Here is a 16,768-nt window from a genome sequence, read left to right on the forward strand (position 1 = left end):
CCTTTCCGAGGATCGTGGTGCTGTTCGTGGTGATGCGCCGTGATGCACGGTGGCGCGCGATGGCGCGTGGTGGCGCGTAGTGATTCGTGGTGGTGCGTGGTGATGGTCAGAACGCTAGGAACCGGAACGCTGCAACAGCGCTGCAATGCGGCCGGCCCGCGGTAACACGGCCGACTCGGCGTCGAGCGCGCGGGCGCGGGCCGCCGCCGCGGCGCGCTGCGGCGAACCGCCCGGCAGCCCCCGGGCGAGGGCCTGCCACGCGGAGGCGTCGTCCGCTCCCCAGACCGTGTTCACCCAGCGGCGCAGCAGAAGCACGTCTCCGCTGCCGAGCACGGCGCCGCGCACCTGCTGTTCCAGCGCCCGCCGGTGCTCCACGACGACCGGCGCCTCGGAGCGCGGCAGCAGCGGGCCCGGGTAGCCGGCCAGCGCCTCACCCACCCGCCCCTCGGCGAGCAGCGCGGCCACGTCGGTGAAGTCGGTGCGCACCGGCCGCAGCAGCGCGTACGGCCGCGACCCGAGCAGAGCGGACCCGAGGACGGTGCGCAGCCGCGTCAGCTCGGCCCGCATCGTCGACGCGCACAGCTCCCGCTCGGACAGCTCCACCGCGAGCCGGTCGCCGGTCATGCCACGGCCCTCCAGAGCGAGCGCCACCACGATCTCGCTGTGCCGCGGGCTCAGCCGGTGGACCCGTCCGTCGCACTCCAGCAGGGCGCTGTCCCGGCCCAGCGCCATCAGCCGTACGGCGTGGTCCCGGTCCTCACAGGACGCGCCGTTCGGGCGCACCACGCGCCCGTCCGGGCCGAGCAGTACCGCCGGAGCGGGCAGCGCTCGGGCGAGTTCCGCCTCGGCGGCCAGCGCGGCCCCCCGCACGGCCGCCAGGGCGGGAGGCGTGGCGATGGTGCCGCCGCCGGAGAGGTCGACGACGCCGAGCAGGCGGCCCGTGCCGGGGTCGCGTACGGGGGCGGCGGCACACGACCAGCCGTGCGCGGCGGAGTTGTAGTGCTCGCCGGTCACGATCTGGACGGGCTGCCCCAACTCCACCGCGAGACCAGGGGCGTTGGTCCCGGCCACCGCTTCCGACCACACGGCGCCCTCGGCGAAGTGCATCCGCTCGGCGCGCCCCACCGCCGCGGTGTCACCCTCGACCCACAGCAGGGTGCCGTCGGTGTCGCCGACCGCGAAGACGTGACCGTCGTCCGCGGCACCGGCTCCCAGCAGCTCCCGGAACAACGGCAGCGCCGCGGCCAGCGGATGCGTGCGCCGGTACGCGGCCAGTTCCCCGGCTGTCCTGCGCACCGGCGGCAGGCTGCCGCCGTCGGGGCGTACGCCGCACGCCGCGCAGCGCCGCCACGAGTCCGCCACCAGGCGCCGGACCGTCCGCGGCGTCGCCGACGAGGTCACGAACTCCTCGTGTGCGGCGCGCAGCGTGGGCACCGGGGCTGCGGTGGAAGCGTCCATGGCACCTCCCTCGTGCCTTCTTCACAGTCCGGTCCCTACAACCTCACGCGCTTGCCGGTACGGGCGTAGAGGCCGAAGGGCCCTTGCGCGAGGGCCGCTCGGGCCCTGCCACGACGTCACCGCCGGACGGCCGTCGGACCGCCGGAGGGGTCGCTCGGCCCCTGCCGACGCCGGCTGAGGATCAGGACACTGGCCGTCGGGCCGTACGGACCGGGCCGGGAAGCGACGGCGGGCGCCGCCGCTCCAGTACCCGGCGGACCCTGCCGAAGATCTCTGCACGGCGGGCCGTGCGTACGGGCCGCACCGGTATCGGATTCATGGCTGACGGGGTGATCCCAATGGACGTCAACGAGGTGCTGCTGCCCGGGGTGGGGCTGCGGTACGAGTTCGTCAACCACGACGGCGACACGGTCGGGGTCGTCGCCCAGCGCTCGGGTGACTTCGAGCTGGTGGTGTATCCCGGTGACGATCCGGATGAGGCCCGGCCGGTGCTCCGGCTCACGAGCGAGGAGGCCGACGCCCTCGCCGAGATCCTCGGCGCCCCGCGCATCGCGGAGCGGTTCGCGGACCTGACCCGCGAGGTGCCGGGACTCGGCGCGGAGCAGATCGATGTGCGCTCCGGCAGTCCGTTCGCGGGCCGGGCGCTGGGGGCCACCAGGGCCCGGACCCGCACCGGCGCCTCGATCGTGGCCGTCGTCCGCGGCGAGGACGTGATCGCCTCGCCCGGGCCGGAGCAGATCCTGCGGGCGGGAGACGTCCTGGTGGTCATCGGCACGCGTGAGGGCATCGCCGGAGTCCGGCGCATCGTGCAGGGCTGAGCGGTGCACACCCCCATCGGCCTGCTGCTGGAGCTCGGGGTCATCCTGACCGCGCTGAGCGTGCTCGGCGCGGCCGCACGGCGCTTCGGCCTCTCCCCCGTGCCGCTGTACCTGCTGGCCGGACTGGCCCTCGGCGACGGCGGCCTCGCCCCGGTTCCGGCGGCCCGGGAGTTCGTCGACACCGGCGCCTCGATCGGTGTGATCCTGCTGTTGCTGGTCCTCGGACTGGACTTCACCATCGGTGAGTTCACCGCCAGCCTCCACCGCCACCGGGCGTCCGCCGCCGTCGACCTCGTCCTCAACGCCGCACCCGGCGCCGTGGCGGGGTGGCTGCTCGGCCTGGACGCCTCGGGGATTCTCGCCCTCGCCGGCGCCACCTACGTCTCCTCCTCCGGCATCGTCGCCCGTCTGCTGGCGGACCTGCGGCGACTGGGCAACCGGGAGACACCGGCGGTGCTGTCCGTGCTGGTGGTGGAGGACTTCGCCATGGCCGCCTACCTGCCGCTGCTCGCCGTCATCACCTCCGGCGGCACCTGGTGGCAGGCGCTGCTCGCCGTCCTGGCGGCCACGGGCGCCGTCGTCGCGGCGATCGCCGCGTCCGGCCGCTGGGGGCATCATGTCGGCCGGATCCTGTCCCACCCCGACAAGGAGCAGGTCCTGCTCCGGGTGCTCGGCATCACCCTGATCGTCGCCGCGCTGGCCGAGGCCATCCATGTCTCCGCCGCCGTCGGGGCCTTCCTGATCGGGCTCGCGCTGACCGGCACCGCCGCCGACCGGGCCCGGGCCGTGCTCAGCCCCCTGCGCGACCTGTTCGCCGCGGTGTTCTTCCTCGCTCTCGGGCTGTCCGTCGACCCCGGTGACCTGATGCCGGTGCTGCCCGCCGCGGCGGCGCTGGCGCTGGTCGGCGTGGCCACGAAGCTGGCCGCCGGCTGGTATGCCGCCGGCCGCGACGGCGCGGGCAGCCGCGGCCGGCTGCGGGCCGGAACCGTGCTCATCGCCCGAGGCGAGTTCTCCGTCGTCATCATCGGGCTCGCCGGTCCCGCACAGGACCGCCTCGGAGCCCTGGTCACCACGTACGTGATGCTCCTCGCCGTCTGCGGGCCCGTTCTCACCCGCTTCGCCCCCACCCGCCGTGCCGCCCCGCTGCCGCCCACCGCCGCGGGACACGGTGCCGGCTCACGCGGCCGGCGCCCTCAGTGACGCTGTCCCCCGCCCCGCTCGCCGCGCCCCTCAACGCGAGGAGGTGTCCTGGCGGGCGCCCTGGATGTGGAAGTTGAAGTCGGTGTGGCCGAGGGTGCCGTACAGGCGCAGCCAGAGGGGCAGCACCATCTCGGCGCCCCGGGCGGTCTCGATGCCGCCGAGGTCGATGACGCTGCTCTCGGGCCAGCCGAAGGAGACCAGCATCTCGGTGACCTGCTGCTTGGCGGCCCCGTGGTCGCCGGAGACGAAGACGTTGTGCGCCCCGGCGACACGGCCGGGCTCGACCATGACGCGGCAGTTCATGGTGTTGAGGGTCTTCACGACGTGGGCGTCGGGGAAGGCGCGCTGGATCTGTTCGCCGAGGCTGTCGGTGTTGACCGGATGCAGCGAGGGCGGCATCCCCCGGGAGGAGTCGAGCGGGTTGGCGATGTCGATGAGCACCTTCCCCGCCAGGCCGGCGCCGCCCGCGGCGTTCAGGGCGTCGAGTGTGGCGGCGCCGGCGGTGGCGTTGAGGACCCGCTGGCCGAAGACGGCGGCCTCGGCGAAGGACCGCGGCTCCACGGCGGGATGGGCCGCGTGCCAGGTGGCGAAGGGCGGGGTGCCCATGGCATCCGGCTCGGTACGGGCCAGGGTCGCGGCGGGGTCGCGGGTGCCGATGACGACCTCGTGGCCCAGGGAGGAGAGCTTGGCGGCGATGGTCCGGCCGACGATGCCGGTGCCGAAGACGGCGTAGCGCATGGGGACGGGTTCCTCTCCGGCCGGACCGGCCGAGCGGCGAAGCCACGTCGTGGTGCACCGGGTCGGCCACGAGGCCCAGGCAAGCAGGCCGGCATGCCGCTGAACGCCCGTCGGCCGGTGGACGGGCGTGGTTTCACCCGGACGACCCTCGACCATGGCGCCCGGGTGGCGGCGACAGCCGGTGCGTCCTGCCGCGCCCCTGGGGTTCACCACGGCCCGGGCCTGTGCGTCGGGCTCTTCCGCCCTGCCGACCCTGGGCCCTGTCGCCCCCCCGCCGCCCTTTTGCCCTTCCGCCCTCTTGCCCTTCCGCCCTGGCGCCCTTCCGCCCTGGCGCACTTCCGTCTCCTCGGTCCCGGCCGCGTCCCGAATCCTTGGGTGCGCGCACCTTGCCGACGCCTTTGGACGCCCTCTCGTCTGCCCGAACCCCGGCTCCGCCCATCCGCGGCAGGCGCCGGTGAGGACCGGTCCGCGGCCCGGCCTGTCCGGTCGCGACCGCCGCGCGACGGCAACTCCGCGCCGGCTACGGTCCGCCGACCCCGCCGTCCAGCAGGTCCTGCGGCCCGCGGCGCGGAGTGGCGGGCCCTTCCGGGCCGTAGCCCAGTCGGATCAGCATCTGCGCGTGACCGGCGTGCTCGGGGGCGGAGCTCAGGGAACGGCGCAGGTCGGGCCATTCCATCGGCTGGTGGAGGAGAGAGGCGCGCACCCCGTGGACGGTGGCGACGAGCAGAGCGTGCTCCAGTGCCTCGCCGGCCCGCAGCCAGTCCGTACGGCGATCGTGCTCCGTCGTCAGCAGGGCGATGACGGGGACGGTCTCGAACGGCTGGGAGCGGAGCCGCTCCGGGTGCCGCTGGGCGGTGAAGTCGCGCAGGGCCAGTTGTTCACGAGCGTCCTGCGGCCCGAGTGCCGCCCGCGGCAGACCGAGGTCGGTGGGCGCGTCCGGGTCACGGTGAACCCAGCGGCGGCTCTCCGCCCCGCGGTCGGGATCGTTCCTGTTGCGCTGCTCGGCCTCCGCGGTCAGGCGCATCAACCGCGCCGTCTCTGCGGGCATCGAGAAGGTGAGCGCGGCGCCCTCCATGCGCGCGGCCTCGGAGAGTTCGGCACGTACGTGCGGGGGCAGCGGCTTGCCCGAGAAGGGGAACCGGCTGCTGTGCCTGCGCCAGATCGCCTCGTAGAGGTCGGCGCGACGGCCCGTGCGGCCAGGTGCCGCGGGGCTGGTCGGGCGAACCGTGGCGAGCAGACCGGGGTCGTCGGGCTTCGGCAGCAGGCGTGTGACCGGCAGCCAGCCGAAGTGGGCCACGGCGACCCGCAGGTTGAGGACGGCGGCCCCGACGGAGAGGTGCAGGGCACGGCCCGCCGGGTCCGCGTGGCGCAGGCCCCGCTCCGGAGCGGCACGCACTTCGAGTGCGACCGTGTCGGGGTCCAGGCGGTAGCGCCAGGGCTGGGTGTTGAAGATCGAGGGTGCGGCGACGGCGGCGGCGAGACACTTCTCCACAGTCGCGGCATCGAGCTGCCTGATGGGCATGACGCCCTCCTCACAAGACCGTCGTCGGTGTGGTGTCCTCCCGAGTGTGGGAGGCCGGCGGGAAGGCCGTGAGGGGCCGACAGTCCCTCGTCCGGGGCCTGGTCGGACCACACGCGTCACCGCTCCTGCGGGCAGGGCCGAACGGCCCGTTCCCCGGCGGGAATCGGGTCCGTTCGGCCCCACGATGCCGCCTGCTGGGCCCCTGCCGGCGCTCGCTGTCCGGTGTCACCTTGCTGGCTGGACGACGAGGAGGTGCGGCCGATGTCCCGTGGCGAGGATACGAACACGTGGAGTCACACCCAGCGGAGGCCGTGGCTGTGGCGGTGACGGAACAACCCGCTGCGAGGGCGCGACGACGTCATCGAGGCGTGGGTCGTCCTCATCGTGTGGACGGTCGTGGCGCTGGGCGGCGCGCTCGTCGGCGCGGCGACCGCCCAGGTCGCCGACGGGTACTTCACCGGGCAGCGTGCCGAGAAGCGCTCCGTGCGTGCGCTGCTCGTCCAGTACGAACCGCACGCCACGGCGATCGGGAGGACCACCACCCGGGCCCGGGCGGAAGTCCGCTGGACGGACGAGGACGGCTTCACGCGTACGGGTACGACCCTGGTGGCCACCGGACACAAGGCCGGATCGCGTGTCCTGGTCTTCACCGACCGCCACGGAGACCTCACTTCCCCACCGCCGACTGCCGCACAGGCCGTCACGCGGGCGGTGGTCATCGGCTCGGGAGCCGCGCTCGCCTTCGGCGGCCCGGCCTTCGGCGCCGGAGCCGTCGCACGACGGCGGCTCGAACGGCGACGCATCGAGCGGTGGGGCCTCGAATGGGACCTGGTCGGGCCTCGGTGGGGACACAAGACCGGTTGATCCACCGGCCGGCCACGACCGGCCGGACGTCAAAAGGGACTTTCTCGGAAGGAAGGCCTCTCGGAAGGGGGATCACGGTGAGTACGTCATCTGCTCCCGACGCGTGGAAGCTGTCCGCCGCTCTTCTGGTGAGTTCCGCCGCGGTCGCGTTCGTCGTCAGCGCCGTGCTCGACGTGCTGGCGGAGCGGGCGCGCCATCGCCGCGTCCGGCAAGACGCCGGAGCCAGCCCGCCCGTCGAGGCCGCGGCCGCTGGGAAGTGGGGCCGAACGGGCCCTTGGAAGGGCACTGCGGCCCCTGGGCGGCGGGCTGTTTCGGCACGAGCCTACGAGTGAGCGGCCACAGCCCGTACAGGAGGTACGCATCATGCTTCGGCACGTCACCGCAGGAGTCGACGGATCGGCGGAGAGTCTGTCAGCAGCGCACTGGGCGGCCCGGGAGGCCGTGCGCCGGGGCACCGCACTGAGGATCGTGCACGCCTGGCAGTGGCACCCGCGCCCGGCCGCCTCCGTTCCTTTGGACAGGACCCAGCGCGAGTGGGCCGAAGAGACCGTGAACCGGGTGGTGGCCAGTGTCCGTGCCGCCCATCCCGGGCTGCACGTCGTCGACCACCTCGTGTCCGACTCCCCGGCCGCCGGCCTTCTCTCGGCGGCGGGCAACGCGGAGTTGCTGGTCCTCGGCTCCCGCGGTCTCGGCGGCGTCGCGGGGTTCCTGCTCGGCTCGGTGTCCCAGCGGGTCGTGGCCAGGTCCCCGCTGCCCGTGGTGCTCGTCCGCGCCGGCGAGACCTCCGCCGACGAACACCTCCCGGCCGCTGACGGCATGTCACCCGAGGAGATACCCGAGTCGCCGTACCGTGCCGTCGTCCTCGGGCTGGACACACGACACCCCTGCGACGAACTGGTCGCGTTCGCCTTCGCGTCCGCCCGGCACTGTGGCGCCCCCCTGCACGTGGTCCACGCGTTCCGCGCCGCGCGGGCCGACGACCCCGGGGGCCGTCAGGAGCCGGCGTCCGGGCCGGAACTGCTCGCCGCTCATGAACGCACCGTCGTCGCGGCGCTCCGCCCGTGGTGCGAGAAGTTCCCCGAGGTCTCCGTGACCGAGACCGTCACCGAAGGGCGGGCGGCCACCGAACTCGTGCACGCGTCGAGGGGCGCCGCGCTGGTCGTCGTGGGGCGACGCGCACGGGACAGCCACCTCGGTACCCACATCGGGCCTGTGGCCCACGCGGTGCTGCATCACGCCCGCTGCCCTGTCGCCGTCGTACCGCACGCGTGAAGTGGCCCCCGCGCACCGTCCGGCCGCGTGAAACCGGCCGGACGGTGCGTCGGGCTGCCCGCGTGGGACCACGGAACGGACGGCGGGGGACGGCTCCCCCCGACCGGCCCGGTGGGCCGGTGAGTTCACTCCGGGGGCCGTTCCGCCCCGCCGCCGCACTGCCCAGGCCGCCCGGGAGAAACGGCCGCTCGACTCGACGCGTCCCGTGACGCGCTCCCTCAGGCGTCGGTGGGCCCCTCGGCGGTGGTGAGCCGGATGCCGGTGATCAGGTCGGGGCGGATACGGACCGCGTAGTCCATGGCCTGCCGCACCCAGGGGCGCAGCACCGCCTGGTAGCGGGCCACGTCGTGCGGGTCGGTCACCAGGTGGGCGTAGCCGGTGACCACCACGCTCCAGCCGAGGTGCGTGTCCGGGTCGATGGCGTCGGCCTCGTAGGCCACGACCACGCCCGGGCCGCCGGCCTGTCGCGGGTTGGCGGGCGCGCACTGAACCTGCCTGTCTCGCGACCGCCGGGACCCAGGAGAGCCGAGACAGCCGGGACCACTGGGCCTTGTTGGGTTTGCCGGGACCGCCGGGACCGCCGGGACCGCCGGGACCGCCGGGACCGCCGGGACCGCCGGGACCGCCGGCATTACCCGAACAGCCAGAACCCGCCTGTCTCGCGACCGCCGGAACCCCGGACAGCCGAGACAGCCGGGACCACTCGGCCTTGCCGGGCCTGCCGCAACCGCCGGGCCCCCGCAACCACTGGGACCCCCGGGACCCCCGGGACCACTGGGACCGCCGAGACCCGGGACAACCGGGCCGCCGGGACCACTGGGCCTTGCCCGGAGCCGGGAGAACCGGGCCGCCGGGACGACTGAGCCTGCCAGGAGCCGGGGCCGCCGGGGCCTCCGGGACCGCCGGGGCTCCGAGAGCACCGCGGTCTCGGAATCCCGAGAGCGCCGGGCCCTGGTGACCACCGGCGTCTCCGGGGTCACCCGAATCCCAACCGGCGGCCCCCAGGAGCCGGAACTCACCTGCTGTCGCTGCCCTCGGTGTCCGGGAGTGCCGCCCGGCCCGCCTCCAGACGGGCGACCGGGACGCGGAACGGGGAGCAGGAGACGTAGTCCAGTCCCGCGCCGTGGAAGAAGTGCACCGAGTCCGGGTCGCCGCCGTGCTCGCCGCACACTCCGATCTTCAGGTCGGGCCGTGCGGCGCGGCCCTCGGCCACGGCGATCTCCACCAGCCGGCCCACTCCCTCGCGGTCGATCGTCTCGAACGGGGAGACCTTGAAGATGCCCTTGTCGAGGTAGGCGGAGAAGAACGCCGCCTCGACGTCGTCACGGGAGAAGCCCCAGGTGGTCTGGGTGAGGTCGTTGGTTCCGAAGGAGAAGAACGCGGCCTCCCGCGCGATCCGGCCGGCCGTCAGCGCGGCCCTGGGCAGCTCGATCATCGTGCCCACCGGGCAGTCGACGGCGATACCGGTCTCCACGGAGACCTCGGCCAGTACCCGCTCCACTTCCGCGCGGACGATGTGGAGTTCCTCGACCGCGTCGATGAGCGGCACCATGATCTCGGCCCTGGGATCCCCGCCCGCACGCCTGCGCTCCGCGACCGCTTCGGCGATGGCCCGTACCTGCATGGCGACCAGTCCCGGCACCACCAGGCCGAGGCGTACGCCGCGCAGGCCGAGCATCGGGTTCTCCTCGTGCATCCGGTTCACGGCCTCCAGCAGCTCCGCGTCGTGCGGATCCGGCGCGTCGCCGTGGGCCTCCGTGGCGGCGACGCGCACCGCGAGTTCCGTGCGGTCCGGCAGGAACTCGTGCAGCGGCGGGTCGAGGAGCCGGATCGTCACCGGCAGGCCGTCCATCGCGGCCAGGATCTCGATGAAGTCCTGCCGCTGGAGCGGCAGCAGCCCGTCCAGGGCCCGGTCCCGCTCTGCGTCCGTGCGGGCCAGGATCATCGCCTCGACCAGCTTCCGGCGCTCGCCGAGGAACATGTGCTCGGTACGGCACAGCCCGATGCCCTCGGCGCCGAAGCGGCGGGCGCGGGCCGCGTCCTCGGGGGTGTCCGCGTTGGCCCGCACGCCCAGTCGCCGTACGGAGTCGGCCTGCCCCATGGCACGGGCCACGGCCTGGACCACTCCGGCCGACTGCTCGGCCCGCTCGCCCCGCTCGCCCCGCTCGCCCTGTTCCCCCTGCTCGCCCTGTTCCCCCTGCTCGCCCGTCTCGAAGTACCGCATCACCGCCGAGTCGACCAGCGGCAGCGAGCCGAGATGGACGGCGCCCGCCGAGCCGTCGACGGAGAGGACGGTGCCCTCCTCGACGGTGACGCCGTTCGCGGTGAACCGTCGCCCTACGGGGTCGACGGCGAGTTCCTCGGCGCCGCATACGCACACCTTGCCCATGCCGCGGGCGACGACGGCCGCGTGGCTGGTCTTGCCGCCGCGACTCGTCAGAACGGCCTGGGCGGCGACCATGCCGGGCAGGTCGTCGGGGTTGGTCTCCTGGCGTACGAGGACGACCTTCTCCCCCGCCGCGGCCCGCCGCACCGCCTCCGCGGAGTCGAAGACCGCGGCCCCCACGGCGGCGCCCGGTGAGGCCGGGAGGCCGTGCGCCAGCGGGGCACCGGCGTCCGAGGTGTCGAAGCGGGGGAACATCAGCCGGGCGAGCCCCTCGCCGCTCACCCGGGCCAGCGCCTCGGCGGGACTGATCAGGTCCTCGTCGGCCAGTGCGGCGGCGATGGCGAACGCGGCCTCCGCGGTCCGCTTGCCGACGCGGGTCTGGAGCATCCACAGCCTGCCGCGCTCGATGGTGAACTCGATGTCGCACAGGTCGCGGTAGTGGTTCTCCAACGTCCGCATGTGCCCGCACAGTCGCCGGTACGACTCCGGGTCGAGCCGCTGGAGTTCGTCGAGCGGGACGGTGTTGCGGATGCCGGCGACGACGTCCTCGCCCTGGGCGTTGGACAGATAGTCCCCGTAGACGCCGGGCCGCCCGGTGGCGGGGTCGCGGGTGAAGGCGACGCCGCTGCCGGAGTCGGCGCCCAGGTTGCCGAAGACCATGGTCTGGACGTTGACGGCGGTGCCCAGGTCGCCGGGGATGTGCTCACGTTTGCGGTAGACGCGGGCGCGCTCGCCGTTCCAGGACTGGAAGACGGCGAGGACGGCCCGGCGCAGCTGCTCGGCCGGGGACTGGGGGAAGTACTCGCCGGTCTCCTGGCGGACGATCTCCTTGTAGGCCTCGACGAGCCCGGCCAGATCGCTCGCGTCCAGGCCCAGGTCGTCGCGGACGCCGCGGGCCTCCTTGAGGCCGGCCATGGCGTTCTCGAACAGCGCGCTGTCGACGCCCATCACGGTACTGCCGAACATCTGTACGAGGCGGCGGTAGGAGTCCCAGGCGAAGCGTTCGTTCCCCGAGGCCTTGGCCAGCCCCAGCACGGAGTCGTCGTTCAGCCCGATGTCGAGGATCGTCTCCATCATGCCGGGCATGGAGAAACGGGCCCCCGAGCGCACGGACAGCAGCAGCGGATCGTCCGGCTGCCCCAGCCGCCGCCCGGCGGCCTGCTCCAGAGCGGTCAGGTGACCGGAGATCTCGCGGGCCAGGCCGTCCGGCTCGGCGCCGGTGTCCAGGAACGCCCGGCAGGCCTCGGTGGTGACGGTGAAGCCGGGCGGGACCGGCAGGCCCATCCGGGTCATCTCGGCGAGGTTGGCACCCTTGCCGCCGAGGAGGCCGGCCATGTCCCGGCCGCCTTCGGTGAAGTCGTACACGTATCGGGGCATGGCCTTGCATCCCTCTTCTCTCGGGTCTTCTCTCGGGTCTTCTCGCAGGTCTTGTCGTGCGGGTCTTGTCGTGCGTCGGGGCTGTCGTGCGCCGGGGCTGTCGTGCGCGGTGCGTGCGGCGCGTCGTGCGCCCAGACCCGTCGCGCGCCCGACGCGCCGTGTCGTCCTCAGCCGTGGGGTACGACGGCGACAGGCGCGGCGGCGTGGTGGATCACGCCGTGGGTGACGGGGCCGACGCGCATGCCGAGGGCCGGCCGGTGCGTCCTGCGGCCCACGACCACGAGTGCGGCGTTGCGGGCGGCCTGGAGGATGAGCTCCGCGGCAGCCGCGAGATTGGTGTCATACACCACCTTGACCTGCGGACAGCGCTGCTGCCAGGGCATGAGGGCTTCCAGGAGTTCCTTCTCGACCCGGGCCTCCATACCGCCGTCCTCGTCGCCCGTGGGCACAGCTCCCGGGTTGTACGCGAACACCGGCGGACGGCTCCAGGCGTGGACGACGCGCAGCGTGGCCCCGCGGGCGGCCGCTACGGCGAAGGCGAACGTCAGCAGTTCCTCGGCGGGTTCCTCCCGGTCCTGGATGGCGACGACCACGTCGCCGCCGTCCTCGTCGGCTGCCTGGGCGCCCTGGGCGGCGCCGGACTTGTGAGCGCGTACGAGTACCACGGGAACGTGCGCCCGGACGAGCACGTGCTGACCGACGGACCCGAGGAGGAAACCGGCGACGGCGCCGTGCCCGCGCGAGCCCAGCACCAGCATCTCGGCTCCCTCCGCGCGTTCCAGCAGCGCCCTGGGAGCCAGATCGGACACCTGCTCGACGGAGACCGGCAGATCCGGGTAAGTCGCCAGGAGGTCCTGCCTGGCCTCGTTCAGCAACCGCAGCGCCCACTGCTTCTGGGCTTCCGCCTCCTGAGCGGAGGGGACGTCGACCGGCCGCCAGATCCAGGCGGTGACCAGGCGCAGCGGCAGGCCGCGGCGCTGAGCCTCGCGGGCTGCCCAGTCAACGGCGGCACGACTCTCGGCGGAACCGTCGAGGCCGGCGACGATGGGGGAAAGCATGGGGGACACCTCCGTATCCGGTTACGTCCTGCGAGGCCCGCGGCACAGCCGCCGGCCCGGGAGTCCGGTGGATCCGCGCGGCGCCGGCGGCGCTGCCTCAGCACCTCCACGCGGATCCACCGGTCCCCCCACACCGATCGTCACGGCGACACCGTCCGCGCACCCAGGGGCCGCTGGTCCCCTCCCACGGCCACTCGGCCCTCCGGCCGGCACCCGGTCGGCCCCTCGGCCGCCCCGGCCGCCGTGCCGCGCTCGTCTCAGCGGCCCTGCGCCGGCCCACCCAGCCCCCGAAGCCGGGCCGAACGTCCCCCCGCGCGCCCCCATACGGCCCCTCCCCGCTTCTCCCCCGCGCTCGCAGGCTGGTCGAGGACATCGCCGGACCGAAGGAAGGACGAGGAAGATGACCGTGCGGGTGGGAATCAACGGCTTCGGGCGTATCGGGCGCAACTACCTGCGCCTGGTGCTGGAGCGCGCGGAGGCGGGCACCGGCACGCCGATCGAGGTGGTGGCGGTCAACGACCTCACCTCCCCGGCGGCCCTCGCCCACCTGCTCGCCTACGACTCGACCTACGGCAGGCTGGCCCGCACCGTCGAGCACGACGACACGTCGATCACCGTCGACGGCCACCGCGTCGCCGTGACCGCCGAGCGCGACCCCGCCGCCCTGGACTGGGCAGGCCTCGGCGTGGACGTCGTCATCGAGTCCACCGGCCGCTTCCGCACCCGCGAGGACGCCGGACTGCACCTCAAGGGCGGTGCCCGGAAGGTGCTGCTGTCCGTGCCCGGCAAGAACGTCGACGCGACCGTCGTGATGGGTGTCAACGAGGGCACGTACGACCCGGACGGCCACCACGTCGTGTCCAACGCCTCGTGCACCACGAACTGCGTGGCGCCGATGGTGAAGGTCCTGGACGAGGCCTTCGGCATCGACAAGGGCCTGATGACCACCATCCACGGCTACACCAACGACCAGGTCGTCCTCGACGGCCCGCACAAGGACCCGCGCCGTGGCCGCACCGCGGCCGTCAACATCATCCCCACCAGCACGGGCGCCGCCCGCGCCGTCGGCCTGGTCCTGCCGGAGCTGGCCGGCACCCTCGACGGTCTCGCCGTCCGCGTCCCCGTCGAGGACGGCTCCCTCACCGACCTGACCGTCGTCCTCGACCGGGAGGTGACCGCCGAGGAGGTCGACACCGCCTTCCGCGAGGCCGCCGCCGGGTCCCTGAAGGGCGTCCTCCGGGTGTCCGACGCCCCGATCGTCTCCCGCGACATCGTCGGCGACCCGGCCTCCTGCGTCTTCGACGCCCCGCTCACCCAGGCCCACGGCAACCTCGTCAAGGTCTTCGGCTGGTACGACAACGAATGGGGCTACACCAACCGCCTCCTCGACCTCACCGAGTACGTCGTCGCCCGGCTCCCTCAGAGGTGAGGCCCCGTCACCACGGGTGCGCGGTGGCCTGAGGGCCCGGATCTCCACTCCGGGCCCTCGGGCCACCCGCCGTCCCGCTCCGGCGCCCGGGCTCCCGCCCGTTCCACCGCACGGCCCCCGCCGGATACGGTGACAGCGCGGGAACGATCTGCCGTTCGCGCCGTCGGTACGGGAAGCGCACACGGAGGAAGCAGCGGTGGAGAGCTCCAAGGACAGCCGCGTCCGGTTGCCCCAGCTCAGGCTGGACGAGCTGCTGGAAGAGCTCCAGGCCCGGCTGGACGCGGCCCGCGGTACGCGGGACCGGGTGCACAGTCTGCTGGAGGCTGTCCTGTCGGTGGGCCGCGAACTGGACCTGGAGCAGGCCCTGCGGAGCATCGTGGAAGCCGCGGCGACGCTGGTCGACGCCCAGTACGCGGCCCTCGGTGTCATCGGACCCGACGGCAAGCGGCTGTCGGAGTTCCTGACGGTCGGCGTGTCCGAGGAGCAGATCGTCGAGATCGGCCCCTTCCCCTCCGGACACGGCATCCTGGGCGAGCTGATCAGGAACCCGGAGCCGTTGCGGCTGAGGAAGCTCTCGGACCACCCTGCCTCGTACGGCTTCCCTGCTCACCACCCGCCGATGAACACCTTCCTCGGCGTGCCGATCCGGGTCCGCGACCACGTCTTCGGCAACCTCTACCTCACCGAGAAGCGCGGCGGCGAGCAGTTCGACGAGGAGGACGAGTCGGTCCTGTCCACCCTGGCCGTGGCGGCCGGTGTGGCGATCGACAACGCCCGCCTGTACGAGGAGTCCACACAGCGCGAGCGCTGGCTGCGGGCGAGCGGGGAGATCACCCACAGCCTGATGTCCGGCAGCCCCCGCACCGAGGTCCTCGGGGTCATCGCCGAGCGGGCGCGGGAGATCGCCGGTGCCGAACTGGCCGTGGTCGCCGTGCCGGTGACGAACACCGACACCCTGGCGGTGGAGCTGGCCATCGGCCAGGAGGCGGAGGCACACCGCGGCCTGGTGCTGCCGATCGACGGCAGCCTGATCGGCGCGGCGTTCTCCGCCGCCGAGCCGGTCACCAGTGCGGACGTCACGCGCGACGAGAGGATCTCGGCCGGTCCGCCGCGGTTCAGCGGGCTGGGGCCCGCCGTGGCCGTGCCCATCGGCACGGGGGACGGCGTCCGGGGTGTGCTGCTGCTGGTACGGGCCGCCGGACGCACCGTCTTCGCCGAGGGGGAGACTGCGCCGTTGATGGTCTTCGCGGGACAGGCGGCCGTGGCCATGGAACTGGCCGAGCGACGGGCCGACGCCGAACAGATCGCGTTGCTCGCCGACCGGGACCGCATCGCCCGGGACCTGCACGACCTGGCCATCCAGCGGCTGTTCGCCACCGGGATGACGCTGCAGAGCGCCGGTCGCCTCATCGACCACCCCGACGCGTCCGAGAGGGTACTGCGGGCGGTCGACGACCTGGACGAAACCATCAAGATCATCCGTTCGACGATCTTCGGGCTCCGCGCGAGGGAGACCAGCGGCAAGGAGACGCTGCGCTCGCGCGCGGCGCGGGCCGCCGGGGAAGCGGCACCGGTTCTCGGTTTCGCCCCCGGCCTCCGGATGGAAGGCCTGCTGGACACCAACGTGCCCCCGGAGATCGCCGACCATGTGGTGGCCGTCCTGTCCGAGGCACTGACCAACGCGGCCCGCCACGCCCACGCGAGCCGAGTGGACGTGAGTCTGAAGACGGACGCCGTCGAAGTGACCCTCACCGTCACCGACGACGGCGTCGGCATCCCGCCCGAGGGGCGCCGCAGCGGCCTGCGCAACCTGGCCGAGCGCGCCGAGCAGCTGGGGGGAACGTGCGAACTCACCAGCCCACCCGGCGGCGGAACCACGCTGGTCTGGCGGGCGCCGGTAGTGGAGCACTGACCCGAGGGAAATCGCCGGAGCCGAAGCCGGAGCCGGGCCCGTTCCGGCTTCACACGGAACAGGTCGCCGCCGACGGCGACCGCGGAGGGAGGGCCGGTCCGCCCTGCCCCACGCGGGGGCCGCTGGGACGGCGGACCTCTCGCGCACTTGTTGTCGTACTCGTGCATGTAACCCGACGTCGAGGCGCAGGTGGTGATGGTGCCGCCCTTGCGGGTGACGTAGACGCTCGCGCCGAAGGTCTCGCGGCCGGGCCGACAGGAGTGCCCGCGCCTGCTCACCGAGGCGCCGGCCGGCCGCCTGGCCCGGACCCGGCACGCACTGCCCGCGGTCCTCCCCGCCTCCTGCCCGCGCTTTCGCCGCGTGACGGTCTCGCCGGACCCTTCGCCGGGCCGTTCCGCCCGCGGACCCCAGCCCCGGGGCGCCCCCGCCGCATGACCGTGCGACCGTGGCCGACACCCGACGCCAAGACCATCACCCCGCAGGGCCCGACCCGCATGTCCGGCCCCGCCTTCCTGACCATCAGGGCCGTACGGCCCGCGGACCCCAGCGCCAGGGCGCCCCCGCCGCATGACCGTGCGACCGTGCCCTAACCCCGACGCCAAGACCATCACCCCGCAGGGCCCGACCCGCATGCCCAGCCCCGCCTTCCCGACCATCAGGGCCGTACGGCCCGCGGACCCCAGCGCCAGGGCGCCCCCGCCGCATGACCGTGCGACCGTGCCCTAACCCCGACG

Annotated in this window: 12 protein-coding genes and 1 pseudogene; 7 read left to right on the forward strand and 6 right to left on the reverse strand. The window is 73.8% G+C overall.

Annotated features, from left to right (window positions below):
• Positions 1–114: 114 nt before the first annotated feature.
• Complete coding sequence (locus tag ACZ49J_RS43930; RefSeq protein ID WP_467456964.1) at positions 115–1,458, reverse strand: GAF domain-containing protein; 1,344 nt, start codon at positions 1,456–1,458, stop codon at positions 115–117.
• A gap of 338 nt (positions 1,459–1,796) precedes the next feature.
• Here ACZ49J_RS43930 and ACZ49J_RS43935 point away from each other — a divergent pair, with 338 nt between their 5' ends.
• Positions 1,797–2,276: a cation:proton antiporter regulatory subunit gene (locus ACZ49J_RS43935; protein ID WP_467456963.1), complete on the forward strand. Its 480-nt coding sequence runs from the start codon at positions 1,797–1,799 to the stop codon at positions 2,274–2,276.
• Positions 2,277–2,279: 3 nt separating this feature from the next.
• Positions 2,280–3,476: a cation:proton antiporter gene (locus ACZ49J_RS43940; protein ID WP_467456961.1), complete on the forward strand. Its 1,197-nt coding sequence runs from the start codon at positions 2,280–2,282 to the stop codon at positions 3,474–3,476.
• 30 nt (positions 3,477–3,506) lie between these two features.
• On the opposite strand, the gene ACZ49J_RS43945 is transcribed toward ACZ49J_RS43940, so the two are convergent.
• Together ACZ49J_RS43945 and ACZ49J_RS43950 are read right to left on the reverse strand one after the other, a co-directional pair.
• Positions 3,507–4,214: an NADPH-dependent F420 reductase gene (locus tag ACZ49J_RS43945; RefSeq protein ID WP_467456960.1), complete on the reverse strand. Its 708-nt coding sequence runs from the start codon at positions 4,212–4,214 to the stop codon at positions 3,507–3,509.
• 520 nt (positions 4,215–4,734) lie between these two features.
• Positions 4,735–5,736: an Acg family FMN-binding oxidoreductase gene (locus ACZ49J_RS43950; RefSeq protein ID WP_467456959.1), complete on the reverse strand. Its 1,002-nt coding sequence runs from the start codon at positions 5,734–5,736 to the stop codon at positions 4,735–4,737.
• A gap of 339 nt (positions 5,737–6,075) precedes the next feature.
• On the opposite strand from ACZ49J_RS43950, the gene ACZ49J_RS43955 reads away from it, so the two are divergent.
• Together ACZ49J_RS43955 and ACZ49J_RS43960 are read left to right on the forward strand one after the other, a co-directional pair.
• Complete coding sequence (locus ACZ49J_RS43955) at positions 6,076–6,600, forward strand: Rv1733c family protein (protein WP_467456984.1); 525 nt, start codon at positions 6,076–6,078, stop codon at positions 6,598–6,600.
• 363 nt (positions 6,601–6,963) lie between these two features.
• Entirely contained in the window at positions 6,964–7,872 is a 909-nt protein-coding gene (locus ACZ49J_RS43960; RefSeq protein ID WP_467456958.1) for a universal stress protein, read from the forward strand.
• A 218-nt stretch (positions 7,873–8,090) separates the two neighbouring features.
• Here ACZ49J_RS43960 and ACZ49J_RS43965 read toward each other — a convergent pair.
• From ACZ49J_RS43965 to ACZ49J_RS43975, 3 genes and pseudogenes are all read right to left on the reverse strand, one after another.
• Positions 8,091–8,339 (reverse strand): annotated as a pseudogene (locus ACZ49J_RS43965) (pyridoxamine 5'-phosphate oxidase family protein); the annotation flags it as partial.
• Positions 8,340–8,887: 548 nt separating this feature from the next.
• Positions 8,888–11,635 (reverse strand): pyruvate, phosphate dikinase, encoded by a 2,748-nt coding sequence (gene ppdK / locus ACZ49J_RS43970; protein WP_467456957.1) that lies wholly within the window; start codon positions 11,633–11,635, stop codon positions 8,888–8,890.
• 167 nt (positions 11,636–11,802) lie between these two features.
• Positions 11,803–12,693: a universal stress protein gene (locus ACZ49J_RS43975; protein ID WP_467456956.1), complete on the reverse strand. Its 891-nt coding sequence runs from the start codon at positions 12,691–12,693 to the stop codon at positions 11,803–11,805.
• Positions 12,694–13,093: 400 nt separating this feature from the next.
• Between ACZ49J_RS43975 and gap the strand changes: the two genes are divergently transcribed.
• From gap to ACZ49J_RS43990, 3 genes are all read left to right on the forward strand, one after another.
• Positions 13,094–14,122 (forward strand): type I glyceraldehyde-3-phosphate dehydrogenase, encoded by a 1,029-nt coding sequence (gene gap, locus ACZ49J_RS43980; protein WP_467456955.1) that lies wholly within the window; start codon positions 13,094–13,096, stop codon positions 14,120–14,122.
• Positions 14,123–14,318: 196 nt separating this feature from the next.
• The gene (locus ACZ49J_RS43985) at positions 14,319–16,034 is read left to right on the forward strand and encodes a GAF domain-containing sensor histidine kinase (protein WP_467456954.1); all 1,716 of its coding nucleotides are present in this window, start codon (positions 14,319–14,321) and stop codon (positions 16,032–16,034) included.
• A 431-nt stretch (positions 16,035–16,465) separates the two neighbouring features.
• The gene (locus ACZ49J_RS43990; RefSeq protein ID WP_467456953.1) at positions 16,466–16,624 is read left to right on the forward strand and encodes a hypothetical protein; all 159 of its coding nucleotides are present in this window, start codon (positions 16,466–16,468) and stop codon (positions 16,622–16,624) included.
• Positions 16,625–16,768: the final 144 nt, after the last annotated feature.

It is taken from the genome of Streptomyces sp. NPDC030840, assembly GCF_055572015.1.

Coding starts and splice junctions, on each gene's coding strand:
- gap (WP_467456955.1), top strand. CDS start 13,094: ATGACCGTGCGGGTGGGAATCAACGGCTTCGGGCGTATCGGGCGCAAC.
- ACZ49J_RS43990 (WP_467456953.1), top strand. CDS start 16,466: ATGACCGTGCGACCGTGGCCGACACCCGACGCCAAGACCATCACCCCG.
- ACZ49J_RS43935 (WP_467456963.1), top strand. CDS start 1,797: ATGGACGTCAACGAGGTGCTGCTGCCCGGGGTGGGGCTGCGGTACGAG.
- ACZ49J_RS43945 (WP_467456960.1), bottom strand. CDS start 4,214: ATGCGCTACGCCGTCTTCGGCACCGGCATCGTCGGCCGGACCATCGCC.
- ppdK (WP_467456957.1), bottom strand. CDS start 11,635: ATGCCCCGATACGTGTACGACTTCACCGAAGGCGGCCGGGACATGGCC.
- ACZ49J_RS43950 (WP_467456959.1), bottom strand. CDS start 5,736: ATGCCCATCAGGCAGCTCGATGCCGCGACTGTGGAGAAGTGTCTCGCC.
- ACZ49J_RS43960 (WP_467456958.1), top strand. CDS start 6,964: ATGCTTCGGCACGTCACCGCAGGAGTCGACGGATCGGCGGAGAGTCTG.
- ACZ49J_RS43975 (WP_467456956.1), bottom strand. CDS start 12,693: ATGCTTTCCCCCATCGTCGCCGGCCTCGACGGTTCCGCCGAGAGTCGT.
- ACZ49J_RS43930 (WP_467456964.1), bottom strand. CDS start 1,458: ATGGACGCTTCCACCGCAGCCCCGGTGCCCACGCTGCGCGCCGCACAC.